Origin of the sequence: Hoyosella rhizosphaerae, assembly GCF_014643175.1 — a bacterium.
GTDB classification, from domain to species: domain Bacteria; phylum Actinomycetota; class Actinomycetes; order Mycobacteriales; family Mycobacteriaceae; genus Lolliginicoccus; species Lolliginicoccus rhizosphaerae.
The window spans coordinates 338276-364164 of record NZ_BMJH01000003.1 but is presented as its reverse complement, the minus strand read 5'-3'; the positions used below and the strand labels follow the sequence as shown (position 1 = coordinate 364164).

The window sequence follows — 25889 nt, the reverse complement described above, 5'->3', positions numbered from 1 at the left end:
TACGTCATGACCGGATTAAATCGTCGACATTTTTTGGGGCTTGCTGGAACGGCAGCGGCAGCCGCGGCATTAACCGCATGCGCAGGAACGGGCGGTGGATCAAGTGCAGGAGGCTCGGCGAACCGCATTACTTTCTGGTCCAACCACCCCGGCACCTCGCGCGATGTGGAGTTGGAGTTGATTCGCCGATTTGAACAAGCCAACCCAGACATCACGGTGCAACTCATCAGTTCTGGCAAGAACTACGAAGAAGTGGCGCAAAAGTTCAACGCGGCACTCACCGGCGGTGACCTCCCAGATGTGGTGGTGCTGTCTGATGTTTGGTGGTTCAACTACGCGCTGAACGAGACGATCGAGCCGCTGGACTCACACTTCTCCGCAGCAGGGGTCGACGCAAACGACTATGTCGACTCGCTCCTCGCCGACTATCTGTTTGATGGCAATCACTTCGCGCTACCCTATGCCCGCTCAACACCGTTGTTCTACTACAACAAAGACCTGTGGCAGACCGTCGGACTGCCGGACCGCGGGCCTGACAGTTGGGCCGAATTTGGTGAATGGGCGCCCGAGTTGCAGCAGGCAATCGGTGGCGGCAAGTTCGCGCACAGCTGGGCTAACGCAAATGAGTACCTTGCATGGATGTTCCAAGGCCCGAACTGGACGTTTGGGGGATCCTACTCGGATGAATGGGACCTGAAACTCACGGACGACCGCACCATCGAAGCGGCCAACTGGCTGCGGGACCAAGTCCACTCCGCGCGCTATGCCAACGTGTCGGCCGACCACGTCAACGACTTCGCAGCAGGGCTGAGCGGATCGATCATCGCCTCGACAGGCGACCTTTCGACGATCTCCGCGACTTCCACAACATTTGATTTTGGTACGGCCTTTCTGCCCCGCACGTCTGAACCTGGTTGCCCCACAGGAGGAGCCGGGCTTGCGATTCCTTCGCGCATTTCAGACGAGCGCAAAGAAAACGCATTGCGTTTCATCGAGTTCATCACCAACGCCGAAAACACCGCGTACTTCGCGCAAAACGTCGGCTACATGCCGGTGCGGAAATCCGCCGTGGAAACAGCCGAGTACGCACAATTTCTGCGCGATAACCCGAACTCCCGCACCGCAGTGGACCAGCTCGCCTTCACCGGACCGCAGGACTACGCCCGCGTATTCGTACCAGGTGCAGATCGGATCCTCGGTACAGGGTTCGAGCGCATTGCACTACAAAACGCAGAGGTTGAGCCAACATTCGCGGACGTGCAAAACCAACTGCAGCAGATCATCGACCGCCAGATCACCCCGAAACTTCCGCGCTAAAAATATAAGGAGCACCTATGGCGGGCATTCGCCTCGACAACGTCACACACCGCTACCCAGGTAGCGACATCGCCGCCGTGGACGCATTGAGTCTCACAATCGACGACGGTGAGTTTCTAGTACTCGTCGGACCGTCAGGGTGTGGCAAGTCGACAACACTGCGGATGCTCGCCGGACTCGAATCCGTCGAAGGCGGCGCAATACACATAGGGGACACCAACGTCACCCACCTGCCGCCAACAAAACGTGACGTCGCGATGGTATTCCAGAGCTACGCGCTCTATCCCAACATGACGGTCGAAGAGAATATGGAATTCGCTCTTCGCAACGCCGGGGTGGCGAAAGCGGAACGCAAGACAAAAGTCGCCGAGGCCGCACGCATGCTGGATCTTGAGGCGTTGTTGGATCGCAAACCGGCCCGACTCTCAGGTGGGCAGCGGCAGAGGGTCGCGATGGGGCGGGCGATCGTCCGGCACCCCAAGGTTTTCTGCATGGATGAACCACTGTCCAACCTCGACGCGAAACTGCGAGTCAGCACACGGTCCCAAATCGCATCGCTGCAACGACGGCTTGGCGTGACGACCGTATACGTCACCCACGACCAGGTTGAGGCGATGACAATGGGGGACCGGGTCGCCGTACTAAACGGTGGGAAGCTGCAACAGGTAGCGTCCCCACGCGACTTATACGACGACCCTGACAATGCGTTCGTAGCAGAGTTCATTGGTTCACCCGCCATGAACCTCATTACTGCCTCGGTCGAAGACGGACGAGCGATTATTGGCGGATTGCGTATCCGCATCCCGCGCACGGTTCAGCAGAAGCTAGAAGGCAACTCCGTAGTGGTTGGTATTCGCCCCGAGGCGTTTGACCTAGCTACAGAGGACGACTCAGTGGCAATGCGGGTGGTGTTGCACGAGGAGCTCGGGTCGGAGGGATTCGCCTACGGTGTGGCCACCAACGGTGACGGCTGGACAAGCAAATCCGGGCAGCTCGTCATGCGGTTGGAAGCACGAACCCCAGTGAGGCTCGGCGAGGTGCTCCGAGCCCGCCCGAACGAACGTGAAGTGTTGTTCTTCGAGCCCAGCACGGGCATGCGATTGCGAAGCTGAACTGGAGGAAAGGCCTGGTGAAGTCCGGGCAAAAAGCAAAGCCCCCGCCCAGATGAACTGGACGGGGGCTTCTCAAGTGCGCCATCAGGGACTTGAACCCCGAACCCGCTGATTAAGAGTCAGCTGCTCTGCCAATTGAGCTAATGGCGCGTGCGCTTGCTGCGAGAAAACATTAACAGGTTCGTCGCTCAATCGGAAATCCGCAGTTTCGTACAGGTGCGCTTCCTCTTTATGAAAGGGTGTTACTTAACTCACCTCGGCATGATGAATCATGTCGACTACCGCATACTTTTCATAGTCAAACTATCGCGGGCGGGGGTCTTTCATGGCAATCACGGTGCCGAAAAAGCACAGGCAGCGTTGGGCGGTTGCCGCAACATTCGCAGCAGGAGCATTGTTCCTCACTACTGCGTGCACGATCCCCGTAAGCGATGAGCCTCCAGCGCCAGTGGCCCCAGCGATCAGTCTGTCCGAACCCGACGGGAAACAAGGCACAGACCCAATCGAGCCATTCAGCGTCACCGTCGACAACGGAACCATCACCACCGCCACCCTGACTAACCCAGAGGGCAAGGTCGTCGAATCTGAAATGTCCGCCGACCGCACGTCGTGGGCCACAGCAGAAGTCCTCGGCTATGGGCGCACCTACACCCTCGAAGTTGAAGCTACCGGCCCAGGCGGAACAACCCAGACAACAAGTCAATTCACCACACTCACGCCGTCCAACCTCACCATGCCGTACCTCATGCCCTGGGACGGAGCAGTAGTAGGCATCGGCCAACCGGTCGCCGTGCAATTCGACGAACCGATACCGGACCGCGAACGCGCACAAGAACTCATCACCATCACCACCGAACCCACCGTAGAAGGTGCCTTCTACTGGGTGAGTAACAGGGAAGTTCGATGGCGACCCGAAGAATACTGGGCACCCGGCACAACCATCACAGTCGACGTGGACGTCTACGGCCGCGACCTCGGTGACGGACTCTTCGGCGAAGCAAATCGAAATGTCACCTTCACCATCGGCGACGCCGTCATCGCTACCGCCGATGACCTGACCAAAACGATCTCTGTCGCCGTCAACGGCGAAGTTGTGTACACCATGCCAACCTCGTTCGGAAAAGCTCGCACGCCCACACCCAACGGCACCTACATCATCGGCGACCGACAACGGTCAATGATCATGGATTCTTCCACCTACGGCGTACCTGTGAGCTCATCTGACGGCTACCGCACCCGCGTCGAATGGGCCACACGCATGTCCTACAGCGGCATCTTCGTTCACTCCGCCCCATGGTCACTGGGCGACCAGGGATACCGCAACGTCAGCGCAGGATGCTTGAACGTCAGCCCCGCCAACGCGCAGTGGTTCTACAACAACACCAAACCTGGCGACCTCGTCATAGTCCGCAACACCGTAGGCGGCACCCTGTCGGGCATCGACGGGCTTGGCGACTGGAACATCCCCTGGGAGACATGGAAGGCGGGCAACGCCAACTCCGGGGTTGCCTAAAGGTACTGAATCTCCCAACAGCCAGCCAGAACGCTGCGATCGCTGCGTGAAATTCATTCGGAGTACCCACGCCGCGCCCTGGCTACGACGCTGAGGCGCCAGCGTTCGCGACTGGTTGCTCGATCCCGGTGATCGGAGGCATGCGGACAACTTGTCCTGCGTATGCAAGTCCGGCGCCAAATCCCACCAGGAGCGCCGTGTCGCCGGGACGTGCCGCCCCGGTGCGCAGGAGTTCCTCCATAGCCATCGGGATAGAGGCTGCGCTCGTGTTTCCGGTTTCCACAATGTCGCGTGCCACGCTGACTGAATCCGGGAGTGCGAGGACTTTGACGAGCGCATCAATGATGCGGCTGTTGGCTTGGTGCGGCACAAACGCGTCGAGGTCTGCGACGGTTACGCCGGCAACATCTAAAGCGTCGCGGCAGGCCGTCTCCAGGAAGGTGACCGCCCACCGGAACACCGCCCGGCCATCCATCCGGATATACGGGCGAACCGTGGTTCCGCCGGTCGATTCCGCTTTGGCAACCTCAGCGAAGTACTCCTGAAAGTCTTTGTCCTGGCGGATTGCCGCGGATTGGCTTCCGTCTGATCCCCAAGCGACCGGGCCAATCCCTTCCGTCGTGGACGGGCCGACGATGGCTGCACCCGCACCATCCGCGAAGATGAACGCGCAGGTGCGATCGGTAGGTTCGAGGAGGTCGGTGAGGCGTTCCACCCCAATAACTAGGACATGGCGCGCCTGCCCGTCACGAACCAAGCTCGCGGCGTTAGCCAGCGCATAGCAGAACCCAGCGCATCCAGCGGACACGTCGTACGCGGGGGTGTTGTGCATGCCGAGTTTGGTGGCGACGATAGCCCCAGCGGATGGGCCGAGAACCATCAGTGATGATGTGGCGAGGACAACCGTGTCCACGTCGCTGGCCGTGATACCGGCGGCAGTCATAGCGTCCTTTGCTGCCGCAACGCTCATGGCGACGATTGTTTCATCGGGATCGGCCCACCCACGTGCGGCAATCCCTGATCGCGTTTTGATCCATTCGTCCGATGACTCGATTGCGTCGACGATTTCCGAGTTGGGAACCGAGCGGCGTGGCCGGTACACGCCCAACCCGAGAATTGCGGCGTGCTCAGTACGGCTTGCCGTTGAGATCTGAGTAGGCATAATCACCCTCCACTTGTGTACCGATCGGTTCACATCATCTAACATGAACCGATCAGTACATGCAAGGGTGTAGGAGGGGTCAATGACAGCGGGACCGCGTGCCCGGTTGATCGCGAGCACAATTGCAGCGGTACAGGAACTCGGCGTGAGCGCAGCAGGCCTGAATGAGCTGCTTAAACGCAGCAACGCATCGCGCAACTCGCTGTACCAACACTTTCCTGCGGGCAAGGGGGAGTTGGTGGAAACCGCTGCGCGGATTGTGTCGCGCGTCGTGGATTCCCACCTCAGCCGGATGGCCGATCGGCTGGCGACCGCGCCTGACCTCGATGGCTGGTTAGACGAGTTGGTGGCATTTTGGCGCGATCCGCTCGAATCCAGTGAGTACCGGGCAGGTTCGTTCATGATGTCGGCAGCGCTGGACCAGGTGAACCCGGGAGTACAGGCGGCAGCGGGTAGGGCATTCACTGCCTGGGTATCGCGCCTCACTGAGGGATTTACCCAGCTTGGGTTGGATCCAGCGACGGCGACGTCTGTGGCGGGGTTCGTACTTTCGGCGATTGAAGGTGCCATCGTCCAAAGCCGGGCCTGCAAGTCCCGTCAGCCATTCGACGACGCCACCGCCCAGCTCGCTGTGCTGCTCCGCGGTCACCTCGCATCGGTACCGCAAACGACGTGAGTGTCTCTGTCAACCGTGGATTCCAGGTCGGAACCGAAATCATGAACCCGCCTTCGTATCCCCGCGTAACAGAGGTAGTCGCGATCTCAGAGGCGTCAGCAGGTGCTGTTACGAGGATATCGAAGTCAGGATTGGGGCTGAGGATCTGCTCGGCGGTAGCATTTCTGACTGGCTGAGGGGTTGTTGCTGTGCCTAATCCGTTTCGCAAACAGTTCCGCGACGACATGTGTGAAGCGGACGTCTAAGTCGACGCGTTGGCGAGGGTATAGAACGCCCATAACAACCATTGGACCCGAACCGCGACAAAAAAACTCTGGCCCGGATCTACAAAAGTAGATCCGGGCCAGAGCTATAAGGGTGAACGACGGGGCTCGAACCCGCGACATCTGGGATCACAACCCAGTGCTCTACCAGCTGAGCTACGCCCACCACGGTCACCAGCGTCGGACGGCTACCTACTTGAGGTATGTCCGCGTTGGCCTTTCCGATGATAGCGTGACTAGCGCGGGTTTGCCGAATCGGGGGTGCGGACAACCGGTCTACCAGCCTGAATGTCCTTGACTACCTGAGTGATATCTCCGTTGCTGGGCCCTGGTGCTGGCACGAATGCGGTGTGCCGGTAGTAGCTGAGTTCGAGGATCGACTCTTTGATGTCGGCTAGTGCCCGGTGAGCGAGGCCCTTTTCTGGCTGGCCGTAATACACCTTGGGGAACCACCGGCGGCACAGCTCTTTGATGGAACTCACGTCAATCATGCGGTAGTGCAGGTATGAATCGAGTTCTGGCATGTCGCGCGCGAGAAAACCGCGGTCGGTGGCGATGGAGTTACCTGCTAGCGGTGCAGTGTTGGGTGTGGGCACGTATTTGCGGATGTAATCCAATACAAGCTTCTCAGCCTCGGCAATGCTCACTGTTGACTTGCGGACCTCTTCGGTGAGTCCTGAGTTGCGGTGCATTTCAGTCACCACCGGAGGCATGTTCGCCAACGCCTCGTCGTCGGCGTGGATGACGATGTCAACGCCGTCGCCGAGGATGTTGAGGTCTTTGTCTGTGACCAGAGCTGCGATTTCAATGAGCTTGTCTGAGCCCAGGTCGAGCCCAGTCATTTCGCAGTCGATCCATACGAGTCTGTCTTGCACGTCATTCACACCATTCAGCATGTCACGGCGGCGGTGCTTTCCGGCACAAGCCGTTGGCACCGCCGCCGTCACAGTTTGTCTACTCTTCGGTTTTGGCCTCAGTGGAATCGGGTAGGTCGCGGGGGACTACCTTGCCTGTGGCATTGCGTGGAAGTTCTTTGAGGAACACCACATCGCGCGGCACGCTGAAGCGGGCAAGTTTTTCTTTCACTTCAGCTTTGATGGCGTCGACAGTGAGGCCTTTGCCTGCTTTATCGTCTTTGCGGACGACGTATGCGGCGAGACGTTTGCCGAACTTTTCGTCGTCGACACCAACTACCGTTGCCTCGAGGACGCCGGGCATTTCGCTGAGGACGTTTTCGACCTCGCGTGGGTAGACATTTTCGCCGCCGGACACGATCATGTCGTCGGATCGGCCGTCGATGAACAGCAGTCCATCGCTGTTGAAGTGGCCTAGGTCGCCGGTGGACATGAGGTTGTCGTGGACCTTGGTGTCGGCGCCTTCACGGGTGTAGCCCTCAAAGATCATGCCGTTTCCAACGAACACGTTGCCGACGGTGTCGGTGGGCACTTCGTTGCCGTCGTCATCAAGAATCTTGATGGTGGTCCCGAGTGGTGCCCGGCCTGCGGTCGTTGGGTGTTCCGTCATCTCGTCCGGTGTGGCGATGGCCGCCCAGCTGACTTCGGTGGAGCCGTACAAGTTGTACAGGACGGGTCCGAGCTCGCTCAGGGTGCGCTTGACCAGTGCTGTGGGGATAGCTGATCCGCTGGCTGCCACGACGCGGAGCGCGGAGAGGTCATACGAACGCTCGTCCTCTGGCAGGTCAATGATGCGCTGCAACATTGTGGGCACGAGGAACAGTGATGCGGTTTTGTGTTCAGATACGAGGCGCACAGTGTCTGCGGGACTGAATTTGCGCTGCATAACAAGTGTGGAACGCAGAGCAAGGTTGATTTGAACTGTGGCAAAACCCCACGTGTGGAAGATCGGTGCGGCAATAAATGACCGCTCGCAACTCTTGAGTGGGAACCGTGACAGCAATGCTGACGCGGGCATCCAACTGCGTGGCTCTGGTCGGCGCGCGCCCTTCGGTGTTCCTGTGGTGCCGGACGTGAGCACAATCGTCTTGCCGCGACGCGGACGGCGCGCAAGCTTTCCGTCATCGCTGCCTGCCGCAGGGGCTTCGGCGATGAGGTCGTCGAGGGTGGTCCAGCCGTCGCGAAGAACGGATTTGTCTGTGTCGATCCACGAGACTGCAACACGCGACGTAGCGAAGTCGTCGGCAAGAAGTTCGATGAACTCCTCGTCGATAAACAGCCACGTGAGCTTCTGCTCCTCGATGACTGAAGCGAGCTGACCTGCTGATGCGCCCGTGTTGAGCATGACGAGGTCGGTGCCTAGGCGAGCTGAAGCGCCGATTGTTTGCAAAAACCCGCGGTGGTTTCGGGCGAGAATGCCGAGGCGCTCTTTTTCCTTGACACCCTCCGCTGAGAGGCTTCGAGCCAATGCGTCTGCGCTGTCGTTGAGTTCGCCATACGTGATGGTGCCGGCGTCATCGATGACCGCAAGGTGGTCGGGGTTGCGCTTGGCGGCGAACGCAATCAATCCGCCTGGGGTGAAGTCGAGGCGATACCACGCTGCGGCGACTTTGCCGAGGCGGTCGGGCCGCATTGGGCCCACAATTCCCGCTTTAGTGATGGGCACAAGTCCTTTGACAAGGTCTAGCGCTTCGGACATGGAAACCATGAATGAACCTTTCACTCTCCGCCGAGCTTCTTATAAATGCTGCCCACGATGGGGGCCATCACACCACGCGGACTGTATTGGCCAGCCGCAGACATTGCCTTACTGAGGACACCGGGCACTACGCGCATCTTGTTTCGGAACAATCCATCGATGGAAAGGCGTGCAGTGTATTTGGTGTCAATCCACAAAAAGTCGGGAACGACGCGGTCCACGAGCGACGCATCTTCGGGTTCCGGTGCGTCTAGCCGCACGGGACCGGGAGCCAGCAGGGTTACGTGAATTCCCCGCGACTTCACCTCGCCCCGTAGGGACTCCGAAAACGAGTTCACGAACGCTTTGGTAGCCGCATAGGTGGCGTTGTTCGGGATTGGCATATTTCCGGCTGCCGAGCCCGTCATCAAAATGCCGCCACCGCCGCGCTCCACCATGCCAGGCAGAGCGGCGAGTGCGAGGTCGTGCACCGACACGGCGTTCAGATCCACAATGAATCGTTCGTAGTCTGGATCGAGGCGCTCCAGTGGCCCGAAGGTGGCGATACCAGCGTTGAGGCACAGGATTGCCACATTCTTGCTGGAAAGCTCATCTGCCAATGGTTTGCGCTGTTCGCGGTCTGCGAGGTCGATGCCACGGACCTCTACAGTGACTCCGTATTTGTCGTGTAGTCGCGTTGCGATGCCCTCTAGCACCTCGACACGGCGCGCGACAATAATTAGGTTGTAGCCCCGTGCTGCGAGATCTTCAGCAAGGGCGGTCCCAATGCCGGACGACGCACCAGTAACAACAGCAACATTTTCTGCGGTGGGATGCGGAACTGCCATGCGCTGATCGTACTGTGCGTACTTGGTTTATGAGGCATCAGCGGGTGTTGGCGGCTGGCACCAGCCTCTATGGCGTCAGCATCACTTTGATGGCGGTGCGTTCATCCATCGCGGTGTAGGCGCTGCTCACGTCGTTGAGCGACATTTCTGTGTCGAAGACTCGACCGGGGTTAAGCGTGCCGTCCATGACGTCGGGAAGAAGCTCACGAATGTAGTCGCGAACCGGCGCCACTCCGCCTGAAACGCGCAGATTCTTGCTGAAGATGGCACCAACGGGAAGTTCAGGCGCACCTGCGGGGACGCCCACAAATCCGAGGTGTCCACCGGGGCGAAGTGAACTTAGGGCTTGCCCCATCGATCCTTTCGTCCCCACGCATTCGAGGGCACTGTCAGCGCCGATCCCTCCGAGGAGTTCCTTGACGTGTGCGACGCCCTCTTTGCCGCGCTCCGCCACGATGTCGGTGGCACCGAACTCGAGCGCCAACTTCTGCCGTGGTTCGTGACGCGACATCGCGATGATCCGCCCCGCACCAAGTCGTTTCGCTGCAAGAATCCCACACAAACCGACTGCACCATCGCCCACGACGACAACATTTGCGCCAGGCTTGACGCCCGCCATCAGGGCCGCGTGGTGGCCTGTTCCCATCACATCGGACAATGTCAACAGCGAGGCCAGCATGGTGTCATCGGGGTGGTCGTCGAGCGCAACTAGGGTGCCGTCGGCAAAGGGCACACGGATGTACTCAGATTGTGCGCCGCCGAGCTGCTCACCGCTCCGATTGAGGCCACCCCAAAAGCCGCCTTGCTCGCACGAGGTAAAGATCCCGTTGGTGCAATGCTGGCAAGTGCCGTCACTATCGCTGAATGGCGAGATGACAAAAGTGCCCGGCTTGAGCGCCACGTCCGTACCAGTGTCTTCGACGACGCCGATGAACTCGTGCCCGATGGGGTGCGGTTCGTCTGTGTGCTCGGTACCGCGATACGCCCACAGATCAGATCCGCAGACGCATGTGCGAATGATGCGGACGATGGCGTCTGTGGGGGCAATAATTGTGGGATCGGGAATTGTGTCTAGCCGTACGTCACCAGCTGCGTGAATGATCGTTGAGCGCATAGGCACCACGGTAGCCGCGCTTGGTGTCGGCGGCTACCGTGGTGTGTTTCCTACAGTGCGGCTGCGAGCTCTGTGCCCTGCCTGATGGCGCGCTTGGCGTCGATCTCGGCGGCCACGTCGGCGCCACCGATGATGTGAAGCGAAACGCCAGCCGCTCGAAGGTCGCTTTCTAGGTCGCGAACGGATTCTTGTCCAGCGCACAACACGACGGTGTCGACGTCGAGAACCTTGGGGTCTTTGCGTTCTTCGCCGAAGGAGATGTGCAGTCCGGCGTCATCAATGCGTTCGTAGTTGACTCCGGTGAGTTTGTTGACCTTCTTGCCCCGCAAGGCTGCAAGGTGAACCCATCCGGAAGTCTTTCCGAGAGACTTGCCGATCCGGCTTGTTTTGCGTTGTAGCAGGTAGACGTCACGTGGGGATGGTGACGGTTTGCCTTTGGTGACGTATCCGGGGTTGTCCTCGGCGTAGTCGACGCCCCACTCTTCCTTCCACTCCTCGAGGTTGAGTGATGGGCGTGTGCTGTGGGTGAGGAATTCTGACACGTCAATGCCGATGCCACCAGCGCCGATGACGGCGACCTTTTTGCCGACAGGCTTCTTGTCTTTCACGGCTTCTGCGTAGGTCAGTACCTTCGGGTGGTTAACACCCTCGATCGGTGGGACACGTGGGGTAACGCCGGTGGCGAGGATGACGTCGTCGAAGCCGCTGTCGATGAGTTCTTGTGCGGAGACCCGGGTGTTGAGGTGGAGAGTGATGCCTTTTACTTCAACCTGGCGCTTGTAATAGCGAATGGTCTCAGCGAACTCTTCCTTGCCTGGGATTTCCTTGGCGATGGCGAACTGCCCGCCGATTTCGGAGTCAGCTTCGAAGAGGTCAACATGGTGACCACGTTCTGCCAGGTTGACGGCGGCGGATAAGCCAGCAGGCCCCGCACCAACGACGGCTATCTTCTTGGCCCGCTTTGTAGGGAGCAGGTTCAATTCAGTTTCGCGTCCCGCACGGGGGTTGAGCAGACACGACACCTTTTTGTTGACGAAGGCATGGTCGAGGCAGGCCTGGTTGCAGGCGATGCACGTGTTGATCTCGTCCTCGCGCTGCTCAGCGGCCTTGTTCACCCAGTCTGGATCGGCAAGCATAGGGCGGGCCATCGAGATGAGCTGTGCGTCGCCGTCCGCGAGGATTTCCTCGGCCATCTCCGGCATGTTGATGCGGTTGGACGCGCACACGGGGATTCCGACGTACTTTTCAATTTTCGCGGTCACCTCGACGAATGCGCCGCGAGGAACGGACGTGACGATGGTAGGAACGCGCGCCTCGTGCCACCCAATGTCAGTGTTGATGATGTTGACGCCGGAGCTTTCCAGGTCTTTGGCTAGCCCGATGATTTCGTCAAATGTTTGGCCGTCGTCAACCAGGTCTGCCATCGAAAGCCGGAAGATGACGATGAAGTTCGTACCGACGGCTTCGCGGATAGCCTGACTGATCTCGACTGCGATGCGACGGCGGTTTTCTGGCGAACCGCCCCACTGGTCGGTGCGCTTGTTGGTGCGCTTGGCGAGGAACTGGTTGATGAAATAACCTTCACCGCCCATGATTTCGACGCCGTCATATCCGGCTTCTTGGGCGAGCTTGGCGCAGCGCGCGTAGTCGCGGATGGTCTTTTTGATCGCGATGGACGGCAATGCGATCGGTGTGAACGGGTTGATAGGTGACTTGATGCGCGACGCTGAGCCACTGAGTGGGTGGTAGCTGTAGCGGCCGCCGTGGAGGATCTGCAAGGCGATCTTGCCGCCAGCCTCGTGCACTGCCTTGGTGATCTTGCGGTGCTGTTTAGCTTCCTTTTTTGTCGAAAGCTTGCCCGCGAGGGGGTACAGGCTGCCTTGCAAGTTTGGGGAGTATCCGCCAGTGACGATCAAGGCGACGCCGCCGCGGGCGCGCTCGGCAAAGTACTCAGCGAGAGCGGGGATGTGCTTGGCGCGGTCCTCTAGACCGGTGTGCATCGAACCCATGATGACGCGGTTCTTCAACGTGGTGAAGCCAAGGTCGAGGGGTTCCATGAGGTGCGGATACTTCGGATGCTTGGTGGCGGGCTGTGCCATTTTCGATCACTTTCGTGTTGTTGTTTCCGCCCGGCGGGCTATGCCTGGCGGGGAGTTGAGTCGAGTGCGGTGAGGACTTCGTCGCACCAGGCCAAAAATGACTGGGCCTCGATAATCCCGGCGCGGAGGACGAGATGCTGGTGGAGGGGAGTGCCGGTAAGGGACGGGGCGTGCGCAAAATCTCGGTTCTCGATGTGGTGGTAAGTGTGTAGTCGCTGCTCCGCTAGCGTGCGGTGCCGTTTGAATTCGCACGCGAGGGCTGTGGTGTCGCCATAGGACGCGCCCCGGAGTTTTACTGCGAGCACACTGCGAAAGTTTGTGCCGTTGACAGGTTCGCTTATCCACGCGCGAAGCGCCTCTAGGCCTTCTGCGCTGGGACGATAAACAGTCTTGTCGGGGCGATCGTCCTGAGGGATTTGTTCACCTACCACCCAGTTGGACTCGGCCATCCGCTTCAGCGTCCGATAAATCTGCTGATGACTGGCCGTCCAAAAGTAGCCGATCGAGCGGTCGAAACGGCGTGCGAGTTCGTACCCAGAACCTGCGCGTTCCTGTAATGAGATGAGGATCGCGTGTTCGAGTGACATGAGCCAAGAATACCTATGCAACTAGTTTCATAGCAAGCATTGGGGCAAAATTCGCGAACCGCGTCACGAAAGGGCGCGCTGCAAAATCCCCATCATGTCGCCACTTCGAGTCACCAGAACCACAGAAAGGCGACGCTTGCTCGCACGAATCGCAGTGATTGCCTGATAAGCAGCGTCCTCGAGCGGCCACCCGTAGGCACCGCTCGACACCAGCGGAAACGACACAGTCGCCGCCCCAAGTTCATCGGCGACGCGCATACTCTCCAGATACGCCGATCGCAAAATATGAGAACGATCCTCGAACTGCGAAAACACGGGACCGACGGTGTGGATTACCCACCGTGCTGGGAGGTTGCCAGCCGATGTAGCAACGGCCTGCCCCGCAGGTAAGCCATCCCGAAGGGTGTCGGAACGCAAAGCCTTGCATTCGGCGAGAATAGTGGGTCCACCCACTCGGTGAATCGCACCGTCTACGCCACCCCCGCCAAGCAACGTCGAATTCGCCGCATTAACAATCGCATCGACTGGCACAGCCGTGATATCGCCAAGAACAACGTCAATGTGTAGGCCAGCAGTCATACGTCAATTGTGGTGCAGAAACACGAAAAACGCCCCCAGGAATCCTGGGGGCGTTTTTCATGTCAAACGAGGCGATCAGTTAGATCACTCCTCTGGTGGCAGCATCACTGTGTCGATGACGAAGACAGTGGCGTTTGCGGTCGGGATGTTGCCGCACAGGATTGTGGCGCCATTGACCTGGATGTCATCGCCGGAACCGGTGATCTCTAGCGTTCCACCCTGAACAGTGTCAAGCGTTCCGGCATCGAGGATGCCGTCACGGTCGAGACGCTCGCCAACAACGTGGTAGGTGAGGATTGACGATAGTTGTTCCTGGTCAGCAAGAACGGCGTTGAGTGTTTCTTCACCGAGTGCTTCGAAGGCTGGATCGTAAGGAGCGAACACGGTGTATTCAGCTGAAGTGTCGTTGAGGGTGTCAACGAGGTCAGCTTCACCCACAGCGGTGGCCAGTGTGGTCAGCAACGGGTTGTTGCTCGCTGCAGTAGCAACCGGGTCAGCAACCATGCCATCCAGTGAGCCTGCGTCGTTGGGATCCTGCGGGATAGCATCGCATGCTGAACCGAATACGTCAGCGATTGTGGTGACGCCATCGCCCATGTCGTCAGCGTCGTCATCGCCGCCCATGTCAGGCATCATGTCGGTAGCGGTGTCTTGAATTGAGTCCATTGTGGACTCTGAGTCATCACTGCTACATGCAGCCATGGTGAGAGCGAGAGCGGATGCGGCGGAGATCGCAGCAATCTTGGAAGTAACGCGCATAGAAATTCACTCCTTTATCGGAAATGACCCCGGGAGTAGTTCCGGTGCCTTCAACAGTAATTCGGGGGCGGCGGTCGTATGGATTGGTTGGAAAAGAAAAAACTTTTGTTTTTTTAGCTACCCGCTGTGAAAGCGATCGAATGCCACCCCGTTGCACCATCCGGGATCGGTGCTACGCGCTCTTCAGTCTGAGTTTCACCGTTGCGATCGGTAGCACGACATTGAATTCGGTGACTCCCAGGTTCGAGATTTAGTTCAATTTTCCACATTCGCCAGGTATCAATATTGACCTCAGTGCTCAGATCAGCCTCCAACCAGGGGCCGCCATCAACACGGACTTCAACTTTGTCAATGCCGACACGTTGCGCCCACGAAATACCAGCGGCGATAAATGGTCCCGCTGGAACTCGAGAAAATGACTTCGGCCTGTCAATACGAGACATCGTCTTCACGGGCGCCCGCTCGGCCCAGTTCCTGCGCACCCAATATGGGGTGAAGTCCGCGAACGTGGTCAATTCCATATCAACCAGCCACTTGGTTGCAGACACGAACCCGTAGAGTCCGGGCACCACCATGCGCACAGGGAAGCCATGCTGCGCCGGGAGCGGCTCGCCGTTCATCCCGATTGCGATCAATGCGTCACTGCCCGGAGCCATCACAACATCTACCGGGGTACCGCAAGTCCAACCATCCGAACTCGTTGTGGCGATCTGGTCAGACTGCGGATCCACCCCAGCCTCCTCCAAGATGTCCGACAACAAGACACCGATGAAGTTGGCCGTCGAAATGTATGGCCCACCCACTTCATTCGAAACGCATACCAGCGAGATGGTTTTCTCCACGAGCGGTCGAGCCAACAAGTCGTCGTACGTCAGCACGATCTCGCGATCAACCATGCCGTGGATTCGCATCCTCCACGTTTCCGCCCGCAAGCGGGGCACGGTCAACGCTGTATCGACGCGATAGAACTCGTTGTTCGGCGTGATGAACGCCGGCGTCCCATTGTCGACAAAATCAGCACCCGAAGGAATTGGGGGAGCGGGCTCATCCGGAACGAGGTTCAACGCTTGACGCGAAGCTTCCACGTCAATGCTTTGGGCAGCGAGCCTGCCGCCGAGCCCCGCCAATCCGGCCGACGCTGCTACAACACTGGACGACACGAGGAACGTACGCCGACCCACGCCGGGGATCTCCCACGTGAACTCTTTAGTCGTAGATTCCGCTGAACCCTCTTCGGGCGTGGTGTCTGCGGCACCCGCTGCAGGGACCGCGACTTCTTTCTGCTTAGCAGCCGTGTGTAGCCAAAAGAAAGCTCCTACACCGGCAGCGAAGCTGACGATGGGCGCAACCAGATCTGGTGCAAAAAACGTCGGCCGCGTCACCGTAGCAAGCACAGCGACAGCTCCGAGAAGCGAAATCAGCGCGATCCCCGGAATCCACGACCTGCGCGACAACGCACCCGCCACGGCCGCCGCCAACACCAAGACCACAGCCATCGAGGCGAGAAGGACATACTTGTTGTCCTCCCCAAACTGCGCGATTGCGAATTCCTTCATGGGATTCGGTGTCACATCAATGACGGCGTTGCCCACCGCGAAAATGGGCGACGACTCAATGTTGATGAGGCCCGCCGCTAGATGGCCAAAACCGAGTGCAGTGAGGACAGAGAGCACACCGGATAGCGCACCTCTCCACCGCGAAACTTCGCCTGTGCTAACCGTTGTGCTCATCCGTGCTCCTCATATTTCGTGCTGTGTAGCGCTAGTTACTGCAATGGCAGAATCACAACGGGACTGGTAGTGCCCGAAGGCGACCCTCCAGCAGGCTCAACAGTTAAAGCCAACTGCGTGTCATCGCTGACACCTTCCGCAAGCAGCGCCTCAGAGGCAGTGCCTGCAGCCGGGCTCAGGAGGCCAGCAGAATGAGTTCCGTCAGGTCCCAGCACCCACAGCTGATACGTCAAATGTTCGGGCAGCGGTGCGAGATCGTGCGTCACAAATAAGGCCGAGTTGTGGCTCTTCGCAACGACAGCCGACGCGGTGCCACCACCTTCAATGCTCGTGACAACAAGTTCGGCATCTCCCGCTGTGACAAGGTTGGCGAAACGCTCATACTGCAACGCCAACTGTTCCCGCGCCTGCGTCTGGTCGTTCAAATCCTGGTTAACCTGGCCGAGCTGAATTCCCAAACCGATAGCAACGACCATGCTTGCCGCGGCAACGACTGCCGAAGCGGCGGGCAACCACGAACGACGTCCCCGGTCAGCCGACACCTCAGGCGGGCGTTGACGTGTCTGTGCGACCTCCGCCATCACCCGGTCCTTCAACTCAGGTGGCGGCGTCATGGAAGCGGCGGCGCCGATACGTGCAGCAGCCTCACGAAGTTCAGCAACCTCGTGCGCGCACATCGGGCATCGCTTCAAATGAACTTCAAAACGCTCCCGCTCAAACGCAGGCAACGAATTAAGAACATAAGCCCCCGTTAGTGAATGAAAATCGATCCTCATCGTGCCACCCCCAAACAATCCCTCAAGCGGATAAGCCCGTCGCGCATCCGCGTCTTCACAGTCCCGAGTGGGACCTTCAAAAGTGTTGCAACCTCCGGGTACGTGTAACCCTGGTAGAACGCCAGCAATACCGATTCGCGCTGCAACTCAGTCAACGACCCCATACATCGCTGAACTTGAAGTCGCTCCATATTGGAATCGACCTTCTCGCTCACCTCGTCATACTCACGCCGCCCCGACGTCGCTGCCGCTTTTCGCTCACGATCCGTCGACGCCTGCGCCGAACGCACACGATCAATGGCACGACGATGCGCCAACGTCATCGCCCAACCGGTTGCGGACCCTTTGTCAGGGTCGAAACGCGAAGCCGTACGCCACAGTTCGACCATGACGTCCTGCGTTACTTCCTCAGACTGGGCGTGGTCGCGCACCACGCGGCGAACCATCCCGAACACAGCGGGAGAAACATGATCATAAAATTGAGCGAAAGCCTTATCGTCGCCAAGAGCTGCACGCGTCAACAGCACCTCAGGAGTGTCAATCTCCGGGTCCGGTTGAGGAGAAATCGCACGAATTCGATCAAATTCCGGCATATCGGAATTCCTTCCTGTCATCCCTCAAGCATGCGCCATCCATATGGACCTTGCGGACGTGTCTCAACGATTCACAGACTTACGGCGAACAACTGGGCTGTCCGCCAATAGACCGAATCCAATAAGGACCGCGGCGCTAACGACATGCAGTACATGATCGGGCCCGTTTAAAGCCAAAATGTTCAGCGAAGTGGTCGAAATGATGGGTCCAACAAAACCCACAAATAGGTACATAACGCCGACGGTGACATTCATTCGCCGTGAAACGAGAGCGCCAGCGGCCGCACCAGCAATAAGGGCTACGCCGATACCGATGTGAACGACATTATGCAGAGCATTGACACCAAATACGCCAAATAACTCACCGCCGTGTGCACCCGCGACGTCGTGACCGCCCGACACAGTGAAACCAAGGATGCCCACAACCACGTACACCGCACCGAAGACATACCCCACAGGTTGATTCACACTGCGGAACATCAGACCCTCCAGACATCAACATTGTTATACACACATCATTCGCAGCTACGCGGTGTCCGGATTGGTGCTTCTCGACCTCGGGGCGGCCCCCCACAGCTTCAGACTCAAATATGAGGGCTAAGTTACTAACTGTGAGAAATGGTGCCAAACCACGAATTGCGGACGCGCTCATCAGCTACGCCCATCGTTTTCACCCAGTCGGGCTGGTCTTCGCGCTTCAGTTCTTCGCCTGGTCAATGACACCATCGCTATTGCCACGCGTCTGGTTCCTCCAGGCTTTTGCAACCGGGATCAGTTTGGCCACAGGGTACGGCGTTGGATGCCTCGTCGCGTGGACGTTCCGCAAATGCGGAGTCAGCCCGAACTGGTCTGACCGAACGCGGAGGATCGGCTGGTGGGCGCTGGCTGCGGTGACCGCGGTGGTCGTACCGGCGTTCTTGGTGCTGGGATCATGGTGGCAGCAGGTCGTGCGTGATCTCGTCGGCGTTGAGCGAGCAGAACGATCGTTTTACGTGCTGATACTGCTCTTAGCGCTTGTCGTCGCGCTTGCGCTGGTAACACTCGGCCGTGGCATCAGATCGCTAAAACGGCGGCTGACCCGATTTGGATCCAGATTTGCGCCTATGCCGGTTGCCCGGGTCGGAGCACTTGTCGTCACCGTGTTCCTGATCGTGCTCGTGGTGAATGGCACGATCAACCGCGGTGTCCTTGGGGCAGCCGAACGGTCCGGTCAGGCCGCAGACCAAGGCACAGCCGAAGGCATCGAACAGCCGTGGGAACCTGAGCGGTCCGGCTCGCCATCCTCACTCGAAACGTGGGACACCCTCGGCAAGCAGGGCCGCACCTTCGTAGCCATCGGGCCTACACCCGAGCAAATCGCAGACGTCACCGGGACTGATGCACCAACCCCCATTAGGGTCTATGCAGGCAGGGACTCCGCCCCAACTATCAGCGGGGTGGCGGACCGTGTCGTCGCCGAACTCGAGCGCACAGGCGCGTTTGATCGCCAAATGCTCGCAGTCGTCACCACCACCGGCACCGGTTGGGTAAACAACAACGTGGCCAGCGCCTTCGAATACGTCGGCGGCGGGGACACCGCCATCGCGGCAATGCAATACTCGTTCCTTCCGTCACCAATGGCATTCCTCGCAGATCGAACAACCCCGCAGGAAGCTGGGCGAGAGCTCTTCGAAGCTGTCTACCAGGCCTGGTCAGACCGGCCCGAAGATGCGCGGCCGCAACTTTACGTCTTCGGCGAAAGCCTCGGCGCCTATGGAGGAATGGCCGCATTCTCGTCGGGCCAGGGCCTCGCAGCACGAGTTGACGGGGCCCTGCTAGTGGGGCCCCCGAACTTTGCGCAACCGTGGAAGCGCATCACCGAAGAACGCGATCCAGGATCCTACGAACGGCTGCCAGTAATAGACGGTGGGCGCAACATTCGCTTCGCCTCTGACCCAGCGGACACGGATCTTCCTGTTACCTGGGAAAAAGGGCGGATACTGTTCTGGCAGCACCCGACCGACCCGATCACCTGGTGGTCGTCTGATTTGTTGCTCTCGCGGCCCGACTGGTTACGCGAGCCACTCGGGCCTGGGGTAGACCCCGGGATGCGGTGGCTGCCGTTTGTGACGTTCTGGCAAGTGACCCTAGACATGGTGTTTGCCACCGATGTCCCGTCTGGATACGGCCACACGTACGGTTCTGAAGCGGTTAGCCTGTGGGCAGAAATCATCGACCCGCCGAGTTGGTCCGACGAAGCAACCGAGAGGGCCCGACATGCGATGGCCGGGCAATGAAAGTGGCGTTCATCACTGCTGGCAAGCGACTGAAGTGCCTCGATCGCCACATGTTTACCAGGTAGTGTTTGAAACGTGAACTTCCTGATCACGGCGGTCGTTACCGTCCAATGTGAAGGAATGGATCTAGTCACGCAGAACAGTCGTCGCACCAAGGAGCGTTGACATGGAACAACAGCAAAAATCGTTCGCTTCCCACATCACGGCCCCGAGGATCGTAGGCATCGTGATCGCCGCGCTCGCGGCCATCTTCATCCTGCAAAACCGAAGTTCGGTTTCTATCGCACTGTTCTGGACCAACGTAACCACGCCACTGTGGCTCACACTGCTCGCCGTCTTTGTCCTCGGCTGGCTCGTTGGTGTTCTAACATCCTGGCGCCGCGCTGCAGTCAAAAAACGGAAGTAGGCGCGGAGCCGCCAAGTGCCTCTCTAGAAAGACATTGATTTTCCGCCGACGTCTCCTTCTTTGTCGCATACCTCATCATCATGATGTTCCAGATCATCGCGGACATGTTCCGAGATCGAACTATGTCCGTCCTCGCCACTTGGGGGTATTGGACTCGTCCTCCTTCCCTCCATCACCGCGTTCGTCTACCTGCTGGTCCGCGGACGAGATCGCAACAGCCAAGGCTCTACTCGACGCAGACACCATCACCGAAGAAGAACTCCGCACAACCAAGGAAAAGGCTCTGGCCCGAGCGCAGTTCAACCCAACGTCAGGTGCCTTTCACATTGAGAATCTGTCGCAATGTGTGATCCACCCGAACTAGATCCCGGGCATCGTTCATCACCTGGTCAATGTCTTTATACGCGTCAGGAATCTCATCCACCCATGCGTCGCCATGCCGATATTCGATGCCTCCCATGCGTGCGGCCAGATCGTCAGCGGTGAAGCGGCGGCGTGCCTCGGTTCGAGAGAATCGGCGACCAGCACCATGCGGCGCGGAGCACAACCCAGCACGGTTCCCCAGCCCTGTGACCACATAGGAACGGGTGCCCATGGAGCCCGGGATCATCGCCCGCACACCTTCGTGTGCATCGACCGCGCCCTTGCGGGTAAGCCACACATCCTTGCCCGCGTGGCGCTCTTTGACGGTGTAGTTGTGGTGGCAGTTAATGCGCTCCACCTCAACATCGTCTGTACCGGACCACTGGGTGAATACGGCGACGAACCGATCCATCATCTCTGCTCGGTTCTCGAAGGCGAACTTCTGTGCCCATGTCAGGTCCCGCAGGTATGTGCTGAACTCGAGGGTTCCTTCGGCTAGGTAGGCGAGGTCGCGGCTGGGTAGGTCGATCCACCACTGCGCGCAGAGCTGTTGGGCGATCTTGATGTGCTTTTGGGCGATCTTGTTGCCGACGCCGCGGCTGCCCGAGTGCAGAAACAGCCAGACGTGGTCGGTTTCGTCGAGGCATAGTTCGATGAAGTGGTTGCCGCCGCCAAGAGACCCGAGTTGGTTCCGCCATTTCGGGGAGTGAGTGAGGTCCACTTGGTTGTCGTGGGCGTGCACTTCGAGAGCGTGGATCCGTGGGGCGGTGAAGTCGAAGCGGGTGAGGTGGTCGTTGTAGTTACCGGGCGATAAGGGGATTGTTTCCTCGATCATTTCCCGGAGGTCACTGAGCGGTAGGTGCTCGATTGTTCTGTGGTGGATGTGGGTTTGGACGCCGACCATTCCGCATCCGATGTCAACGCCGACAGCGGCGGGGATGACCGCGCCAAGGGTGGGAATGACGGTGCCGACCGCGGAGCCCTTGCCACTGTGGGCGTCAGGCATGAGCGCGATGTGTGGGTGAATGAAGGGCATTCGGGCAGTTTGCTTGGCCTGCTGCTCGGTGGTGTCGTCGAGTAAGGATGCCCAGTTGATGAGTTTGTGGCTGAGGCGTCTCTGGGCCTTAGGTAACTGTTGCGGCAACTGGAACGCACATCCTTTAATCCATGGTCGCGGCTTGTGCCGGGGGTGTTGCTTAAAGATGGTATTGACGGTTCCGTGCGCACGCATCTGATTTTTTGGTGCATCCGCTTAGGTGGTTCAGGCAGCAGTTCCGCTGCGGACGGCTAAACCCGTTACTTTGCGCGTGGTCGTACGCATGGGTCAGGGGTGTGTTGGGTGCCGCGCTTGACCAAAAAGATGCATCTGGCTACTTTGTGCCTTGTTGCTGGGCAACCCAGGTCTGTGACCTGGTGAAATGTGCCCCCGGCAGGACTCGAACCTGCGACCTAGGGATTAGAAGGCCCTTGCTCTATCCACCTGAGCTACGGAGGCGTGCGCGGTTGTTTTCGCGTAGGCGAGTGTAGCGGAGCCGTGCGCCTTTTCAGCATTCGGCCGCGCTTGTGTCAGTCAATTATCGCAACGAACTCCCAATGGGCTTGGCCCGGGCTGCTGCCTGGCCGCAGCGTTGTGTTGTAGGGGAGCTCGACTTTGACGCAAAAATCGATCGGTTCACCAGATAATGGAAGTCTGATGAAGCTCGTGCCGCTATCAACAGTGAGCGGTTGTCGCACCGCGAAGCCGGTGGGTGTGTAGCCGGTTCGATCAAATGCGTCGACGTTGCATTGAGCGTGCGGAACGTCGCGTTTCACGGTGTACCGCAGCGCGTGGGTCGTCGAAGCGTCATGCACAACACTCGGGCCACGAAGATACAGTTCCGCGGTCTCGTCTGTGTCTGGAATCGGTGGCGACAGTTTTACCGAGATTGGTGCGTATACGGCCTTTCCCGGGGATATCCGAATAGCGTCGGTGCCAAAGTGCAGAACTGCGGCGGTGTTGCTTGTGCTGTGGCGATCCCATCCGTTGCCAACATTAGCCAGTAGTGAAAGCTCGGCGGGGGATTCGGCCTGGCTTCCAGCGACTACGAGGTCATTCCAGCCGGAGAGGTAGACCGCAGCAAAAACTCCAAGCGCAATACCGGTGGCGAGAGTTGCCCGCCACCGGTGTGCGCGAAGAGTTCGTCTTTCGACCACGATCCATGTGTCTATTCGTCGTCAGGTTCCACCGTGGCAGAGAGTGGCTCCTCGCTGATGACAGTGGCAGGTTCCGTTGTTGGCGCAACCGTCACTGTCGGTTCTTGAGTCACGGTTGGTTCAGGCGACGGTTCGGTGGTGGGTGGCGGCGGTTCCGTTGTCGACGGTGGTGCTGGTGGCGGCTCGGTGGTCGGCCCTGGGGTTGGTGTCGGCTCAGCAGCGGGCTCGGGCGTCGCGTCTGGGGTCACTTCTGGAGTGAGTTCCACTGTTGGCTCAGGCTCAGGTTTTGGTGGCAGTGCCAGTTTCCATCCGGCCGTGCCTTCAGGTTGGAAAACGAATGGCAGCGAGGTGTCCCGAATATCGAAAACAATCCACCCTGAATACTTCGTGGATGGTTCTGTCGAAACAGGCAGTGCAGGAGAGGCATCGGCACAGTTGGAAACAGCTGTTCGGAACGGTGTGATTGAACCGTCTGGTTGCAGTTGTCCGAAATCGCCTGCACGGAACCCGTCAATGCGACTTTGGCCGACATAGTCGGATGTCGCGAGATCGAGTTGGATAGCAACGTGGTCGCCATTTGCGGTACCACCACAAGCTGGGTCGTACTGAATATCACGGATCGAAGCCGTTCCGAGTTCGGTGCCGTCAACGGTGGACACTGTGAAAGTTTCTCGCAGTTTCACTTCGCTCGGTGGGGGGACTGGCGTGGGTTCGTCGTCGGTGAGGTCCGAGTGGTCGTCAACAGATTCAGCAGCTTCGTCGCAGGCCTCGACAACGTCGCTAGTGACTTCTTCGTCAAGCTCATTCTCGCGAACAACACAATCCTCTGACGCCAAGTCGTCGTCTAGCTGCTGGGCGCGGAACTGTGACAGTTGTGGTCCGGTGGACATGGGCGACGGATTGTCGAGGCTGCACGACGAGTGCACAAGCATGACCCGGATTCGAGCTACCTCTACCAGTGCGACACGTGCGCGCAGGTCTAAAAATGTCTGCGACAGGGCGGTTGAGCCAGTAGTGGTGACGGTTGTGGTCATGGTTCCGATAACGCTCGTCGTGAGTATGGAACCCTGGTTGATGTTGGTAGTTCCGACACTTCCGGTGTTGTACGTTCCGTAACTCTGGAGTGAACCACCTCGGATTTGAATGCTGCCCGAAGGTGTCGCTGCAGAGGTGAGGCCAGTGTTTCGATCACAGGTGGTTTGAGTTGTCACCGGGCCGAGCGATGGGTGAACGCGAATCATGTTGGATACGTTGAGGACACCCACGAGGGTGAGGCTGAAGTTGTAATCCGGCACAGTGACCCTGGAATCAGCGTCAGTATTTGTTGGGCCGAAACAGTTTGGGTAAATCCCGCCAACTCCCCACACATACGAGGCGCACGCAGACGCGTTGCCACTCACGCTGAACAAGCTGAGTAGGCCGCCTGTGCCGATGTTGACGTTTGTGGAATTTGTGCGCCCGGGGTTGTTGTGATCCCGAAAGACTTGAAGACCATCGGCGGTTTCGGTTAGGACGTCGGTGACAGACGTTTCGCCGCCGATTGCGCGGGCGTAACCCTGCGTCGGCCAGTCGCCAGTGGTGAGTTGACCGCGTGCGGTGACGTCGTCGTTAAACGATGCGTCAGTCTGGTTGATTAGGGAACCACTGACTGTGAGCGACGTTGCGAGCGCCAGTGTGCTTGCGGCGATGAGAGCGAGAGCGCGTATCCGGTTCATGAGGTGAGATCGGCTTCGGCACGGACTTCTTCTGCTTCAGCCTCCATGCGGCGAGGCCAGAACGCCCAGCCCACAAGTAGCGCCGCAAACAAGGTGATGCCGGCCATCACGAGAGGGTCTGAGAGCCGCACAATGACGTATGCCAGCCGCGGATAGCTGACGAGGACTGTGCGTACTTCTGTCACTCGGTAGATGGCGGGGTCCGGTTGCGCGTTGGCGTCGCCTTGCATGCTGATGTGGGTGGTCCCATCGGGGCCTGGTTCGATGCCGATGACTCGGTGTGTGATCGGGAGGCGACCGCGGCCTCGGTCAACTGTGACGATGTCGCCAACTTCGACAGTGTTGGCAGGCACTTCACGAACAACGGCGAGCGACCCCTGAGGGATGGTGGGGTTCATTGATCCCGTCTTAAACATGATCAAGGAAATGTTGAACGTAAAGGCGAGGATGACGAGAATAATGCACACGATGCCGCCCAGGGCGAGCAGGTTGAGGAGTGATTCGCGGACAAAGTGTCCGATGCGTGCGGGGATACTGCGCCTGGTCATGGTGTGCTCTCGGTGGTGTTGATGGTGGTGTGATTTACGAACCGGATTGTGCGGTGAACTTCCAGCGGGCTGCTGCGGTCTTGTTGGGGAGGTTCGCGTTGGTCCAGTTCGCACTCGTGTCCGGTAGTGCAATTTCGAAGCAGTAGGTTTTTGCCGCACCTGGTAGTGATGCGGCCGCGGGTAGCGCAATGGCGTCGGGTGCTGATCCGGTAGCGAGTGCGCTCGCCGTCGTGTTACTTCCCACTACGTAGGTGCTAGCACCGGTGAAGGCGCTGCTATTGCATGTCGTTGATTCGACGACGCGGTATCGCAGCGCATTGAACACAGCTGCGTCGCCGTCGTTGATCGCTCCGTTGAGGGTAACGAGTGCGGCCATTGAATCTGCCTTGGTGCGCAGCGCGATGGGCGCGTAGTGCGTATCGCCGGGGCGCACAGTGGTGGGGTTGACAGTGAAGATGAGGTCGTCTTCGTCGTCGTACCAACTGTTGGCTCCGTTGACGCTAGCTTCGATACCGAACGAACCGAGCGCGAAGATTCCCGTTACGAAGCTGCTGTCGGTCCACGATGCGAGCACGATGGTGGTGCCTGTGCCGAGAACGAGTCCCGCTGCGGCCAGGGCGCGAAACTTGGTGCGCCGTGGCCGCAACGGAGTGACGTGCGATGTCATG

The 25889-nt window shown here is 58.9% G+C and carries 24 protein-coding genes and 3 tRNA genes; 6 read left to right on the top strand and 21 right to left on the bottom strand.

All coding sequences use genetic code 11. The features are described from left to right. Positions 1–6 precede the first annotated feature (6 nt). Together IEW73_RS13415 and IEW73_RS13410 are read left to right on the top strand one after the other, a co-directional pair. Positions 7–1317, top strand: a complete 1311-nt coding sequence (locus tag IEW73_RS13415; RefSeq protein ID WP_188676043.1) for an ABC transporter substrate-binding protein — start codon at positions 7–9, stop codon at positions 1315–1317. A 17-nt stretch (positions 1318–1334) separates the two neighbouring features. After that, positions 1335–2429: an ABC transporter ATP-binding protein gene (locus IEW73_RS13410; protein WP_188676040.1), complete on the top strand. Its 1095-nt coding sequence runs from the start codon at positions 1335–1337 to the stop codon at positions 2427–2429. A gap of 77 nt (positions 2430–2506) precedes the next feature. Here IEW73_RS13410 and IEW73_RS13405 read toward each other — a convergent pair. Then, positions 2507–2579, bottom strand: a tRNA-Lys gene (locus IEW73_RS13405). Positions 2580–2754: 175 nt separating this feature from the next. Here IEW73_RS13405 and IEW73_RS13400 point away from each other — a divergent pair. Beyond that, positions 2755–3942: a L,D-transpeptidase gene (locus tag IEW73_RS13400; protein ID WP_188676038.1), complete on the top strand. Its 1188-nt coding sequence runs from the start codon at positions 2755–2757 to the stop codon at positions 3940–3942. 82 nt (positions 3943–4024) lie between these two features. Here IEW73_RS13400 and IEW73_RS13395 read toward each other — a convergent pair whose 3' ends face one another. Further along, complete coding sequence (locus tag IEW73_RS13395) at positions 4025–5104, bottom strand: beta-ketoacyl-ACP synthase III (RefSeq protein WP_188676036.1); 1080 nt, start codon at positions 5102–5104, stop codon at positions 4025–4027. Positions 5105–5186: 82 nt separating this feature from the next. Here IEW73_RS13395 and IEW73_RS13390 point away from each other — a divergent pair, with 82 nt between their 5' ends. Continuing rightward, positions 5187–5780: a TetR/AcrR family transcriptional regulator gene (locus tag IEW73_RS13390; RefSeq protein ID WP_188676034.1), complete on the top strand. Its 594-nt coding sequence runs from the start codon at positions 5187–5189 to the stop codon at positions 5778–5780. A 356-nt stretch (positions 5781–6136) separates the two neighbouring features. On the opposite strand, the gene IEW73_RS13385 is transcribed toward IEW73_RS13390, so the two are convergent. The 13 genes from IEW73_RS13385 to IEW73_RS13325 form a co-directional block, all read right to left on the bottom strand. Beyond that, positions 6137–6209 (bottom strand) — tRNA-His (locus IEW73_RS13385). Between the two features lie 70 nt (positions 6210–6279). Continuing rightward, positions 6280–6918 (bottom strand): oligoribonuclease, encoded by a 639-nt coding sequence (gene orn / locus IEW73_RS13380; protein ID WP_188676944.1) that lies wholly within the window; start codon positions 6916–6918, stop codon positions 6280–6282. A gap of 79 nt (positions 6919–6997) precedes the next feature. Beyond that, the gene (locus IEW73_RS13375; RefSeq protein ID WP_188676032.1) at positions 6998–8665 is read right to left on the bottom strand and encodes an AMP-binding protein; all 1668 of its coding nucleotides are present in this window, start codon (positions 8663–8665) and stop codon (positions 6998–7000) included. An 11-nt stretch (positions 8666–8676) separates the two neighbouring features. Continuing rightward, on the bottom strand, positions 8677–9483 hold the full coding sequence (cmrA, locus tag IEW73_RS13370) for a mycolate reductase (RefSeq protein ID WP_188676029.1): 807 nt from the start codon (positions 9481–9483) through the stop codon (positions 8677–8679). A gap of 67 nt (positions 9484–9550) precedes the next feature. Next, positions 9551–10597, bottom strand: a complete 1047-nt coding sequence (locus tag IEW73_RS13365) for a zinc-dependent alcohol dehydrogenase family protein (RefSeq protein ID WP_188676025.1) — start codon at positions 10595–10597, stop codon at positions 9551–9553. Between the two features lie 50 nt (positions 10598–10647). Next, complete coding sequence (locus IEW73_RS13360; RefSeq protein ID WP_188676022.1) at positions 10648–12696, bottom strand: NADPH-dependent 2,4-dienoyl-CoA reductase; 2049 nt, start codon at positions 12694–12696, stop codon at positions 10648–10650. 38 nt (positions 12697–12734) lie between these two features. Beyond that, complete coding sequence (locus IEW73_RS13355) at positions 12735–13283, bottom strand: PadR family transcriptional regulator (protein WP_188676020.1); 549 nt, start codon at positions 13281–13283, stop codon at positions 12735–12737. Between the two features lie 63 nt (positions 13284–13346). Beyond that, positions 13347–13862, bottom strand: a complete 516-nt coding sequence (locus IEW73_RS13350) for an O-acetyl-ADP-ribose deacetylase (RefSeq protein ID WP_188676018.1) — start codon at positions 13860–13862, stop codon at positions 13347–13349. Between the two features lie 84 nt (positions 13863–13946). Continuing rightward, positions 13947–14621 carry a fasciclin domain-containing protein gene (locus IEW73_RS13345; RefSeq protein WP_188676016.1) on the bottom strand — a complete coding sequence of 225 codons (675 nt, stop codon included), beginning with the start codon at positions 14619–14621 and terminating at the stop codon, positions 13947–13949. Positions 14622–14734: 113 nt separating this feature from the next. Next, the gene (locus IEW73_RS13340) at positions 14735–16351 is read right to left on the bottom strand and encodes a molybdopterin-dependent oxidoreductase (RefSeq protein WP_188676013.1); all 1617 of its coding nucleotides are present in this window, start codon (positions 16349–16351) and stop codon (positions 14735–14737) included. Positions 16352–16386: 35 nt separating this feature from the next. Beyond that, a complete protein-coding gene (locus IEW73_RS13335) occupies positions 16387–17127 on the bottom strand; it encodes an anti-sigma factor (protein WP_188676011.1) in 741 nt (246 codons plus the stop codon). Beyond that, positions 17124–17720, bottom strand: a complete 597-nt coding sequence (gene sigK, locus IEW73_RS13330) for an ECF RNA polymerase sigma factor SigK (RefSeq protein WP_188676008.1) — start codon at positions 17718–17720, stop codon at positions 17124–17126. The genes IEW73_RS13335 and sigK overlap by 4 nt, the downstream gene beginning before the upstream one ends. 63 nt (positions 17721–17783) lie before the next feature. Next, a complete protein-coding gene (locus IEW73_RS13325; RefSeq protein WP_188676005.1) occupies positions 17784–18200 on the bottom strand; it encodes a DUF4383 domain-containing protein in 417 nt (138 codons plus the stop codon). Between the two features lie 110 nt (positions 18201–18310). Between IEW73_RS13325 and IEW73_RS13320 the strand changes: the two genes are divergently transcribed. Next, on the top strand, positions 18311–19996 hold the full coding sequence (locus IEW73_RS13320; RefSeq protein WP_188676001.1) for an alpha/beta hydrolase: 1686 nt from the start codon (positions 18311–18313) through the stop codon (positions 19994–19996). 166 nt (positions 19997–20162) lie between these two features. Continuing rightward, positions 20163–20402, top strand: a complete 240-nt coding sequence (locus IEW73_RS13315) for a lipopolysaccharide assembly protein LapA domain-containing protein (RefSeq protein WP_188675998.1) — start codon at positions 20163–20165, stop codon at positions 20400–20402. Between the two features lie 310 nt (positions 20403–20712). Here IEW73_RS13315 and IEW73_RS13310 read toward each other — a convergent pair whose 3' ends face one another. From IEW73_RS13310 to IEW73_RS13285, 6 genes are all read right to left on the bottom strand, one after another. Continuing rightward, positions 20713–21909, bottom strand: a complete 1197-nt coding sequence (locus tag IEW73_RS13310; RefSeq protein ID WP_229676006.1) for an RtcB family protein — start codon at positions 21907–21909, stop codon at positions 20713–20715. Positions 21910–22186: 277 nt separating this feature from the next. Then, positions 22187–22260: transfer RNA gene (locus IEW73_RS13305), tRNA-Arg, on the bottom strand. A gap of 71 nt (positions 22261–22331) precedes the next feature. Continuing rightward, positions 22332–22958 carry a hypothetical protein gene (locus tag IEW73_RS13300; protein WP_188675992.1) on the bottom strand — a complete coding sequence of 209 codons (627 nt, stop codon included), beginning with the start codon at positions 22956–22958 and terminating at the stop codon, positions 22332–22334. Positions 22959–22969: 11 nt separating this feature from the next. After that, a complete protein-coding gene (locus IEW73_RS13295; protein WP_188675989.1) occupies positions 22970–24673 on the bottom strand; it encodes a hypothetical protein in 1704 nt (567 codons plus the stop codon). Then, positions 24670–25221 carry a signal peptidase I gene (locus tag IEW73_RS13290; protein ID WP_188675986.1) on the bottom strand — a complete coding sequence of 184 codons (552 nt, stop codon included), beginning with the start codon at positions 25219–25221 and terminating at the stop codon, positions 24670–24672. The genes IEW73_RS13295 and IEW73_RS13290 overlap by 4 nt, the downstream gene beginning before the upstream one ends. Positions 25222–25255: 34 nt before the next feature. Beyond that, positions 25256–25888 carry a hypothetical protein gene (locus IEW73_RS13285; RefSeq protein WP_188675983.1) on the bottom strand — a complete coding sequence of 211 codons (633 nt, stop codon included), beginning with the start codon at positions 25886–25888 and terminating at the stop codon, positions 25256–25258. Position 25889: the final 1 nt, after the last annotated feature.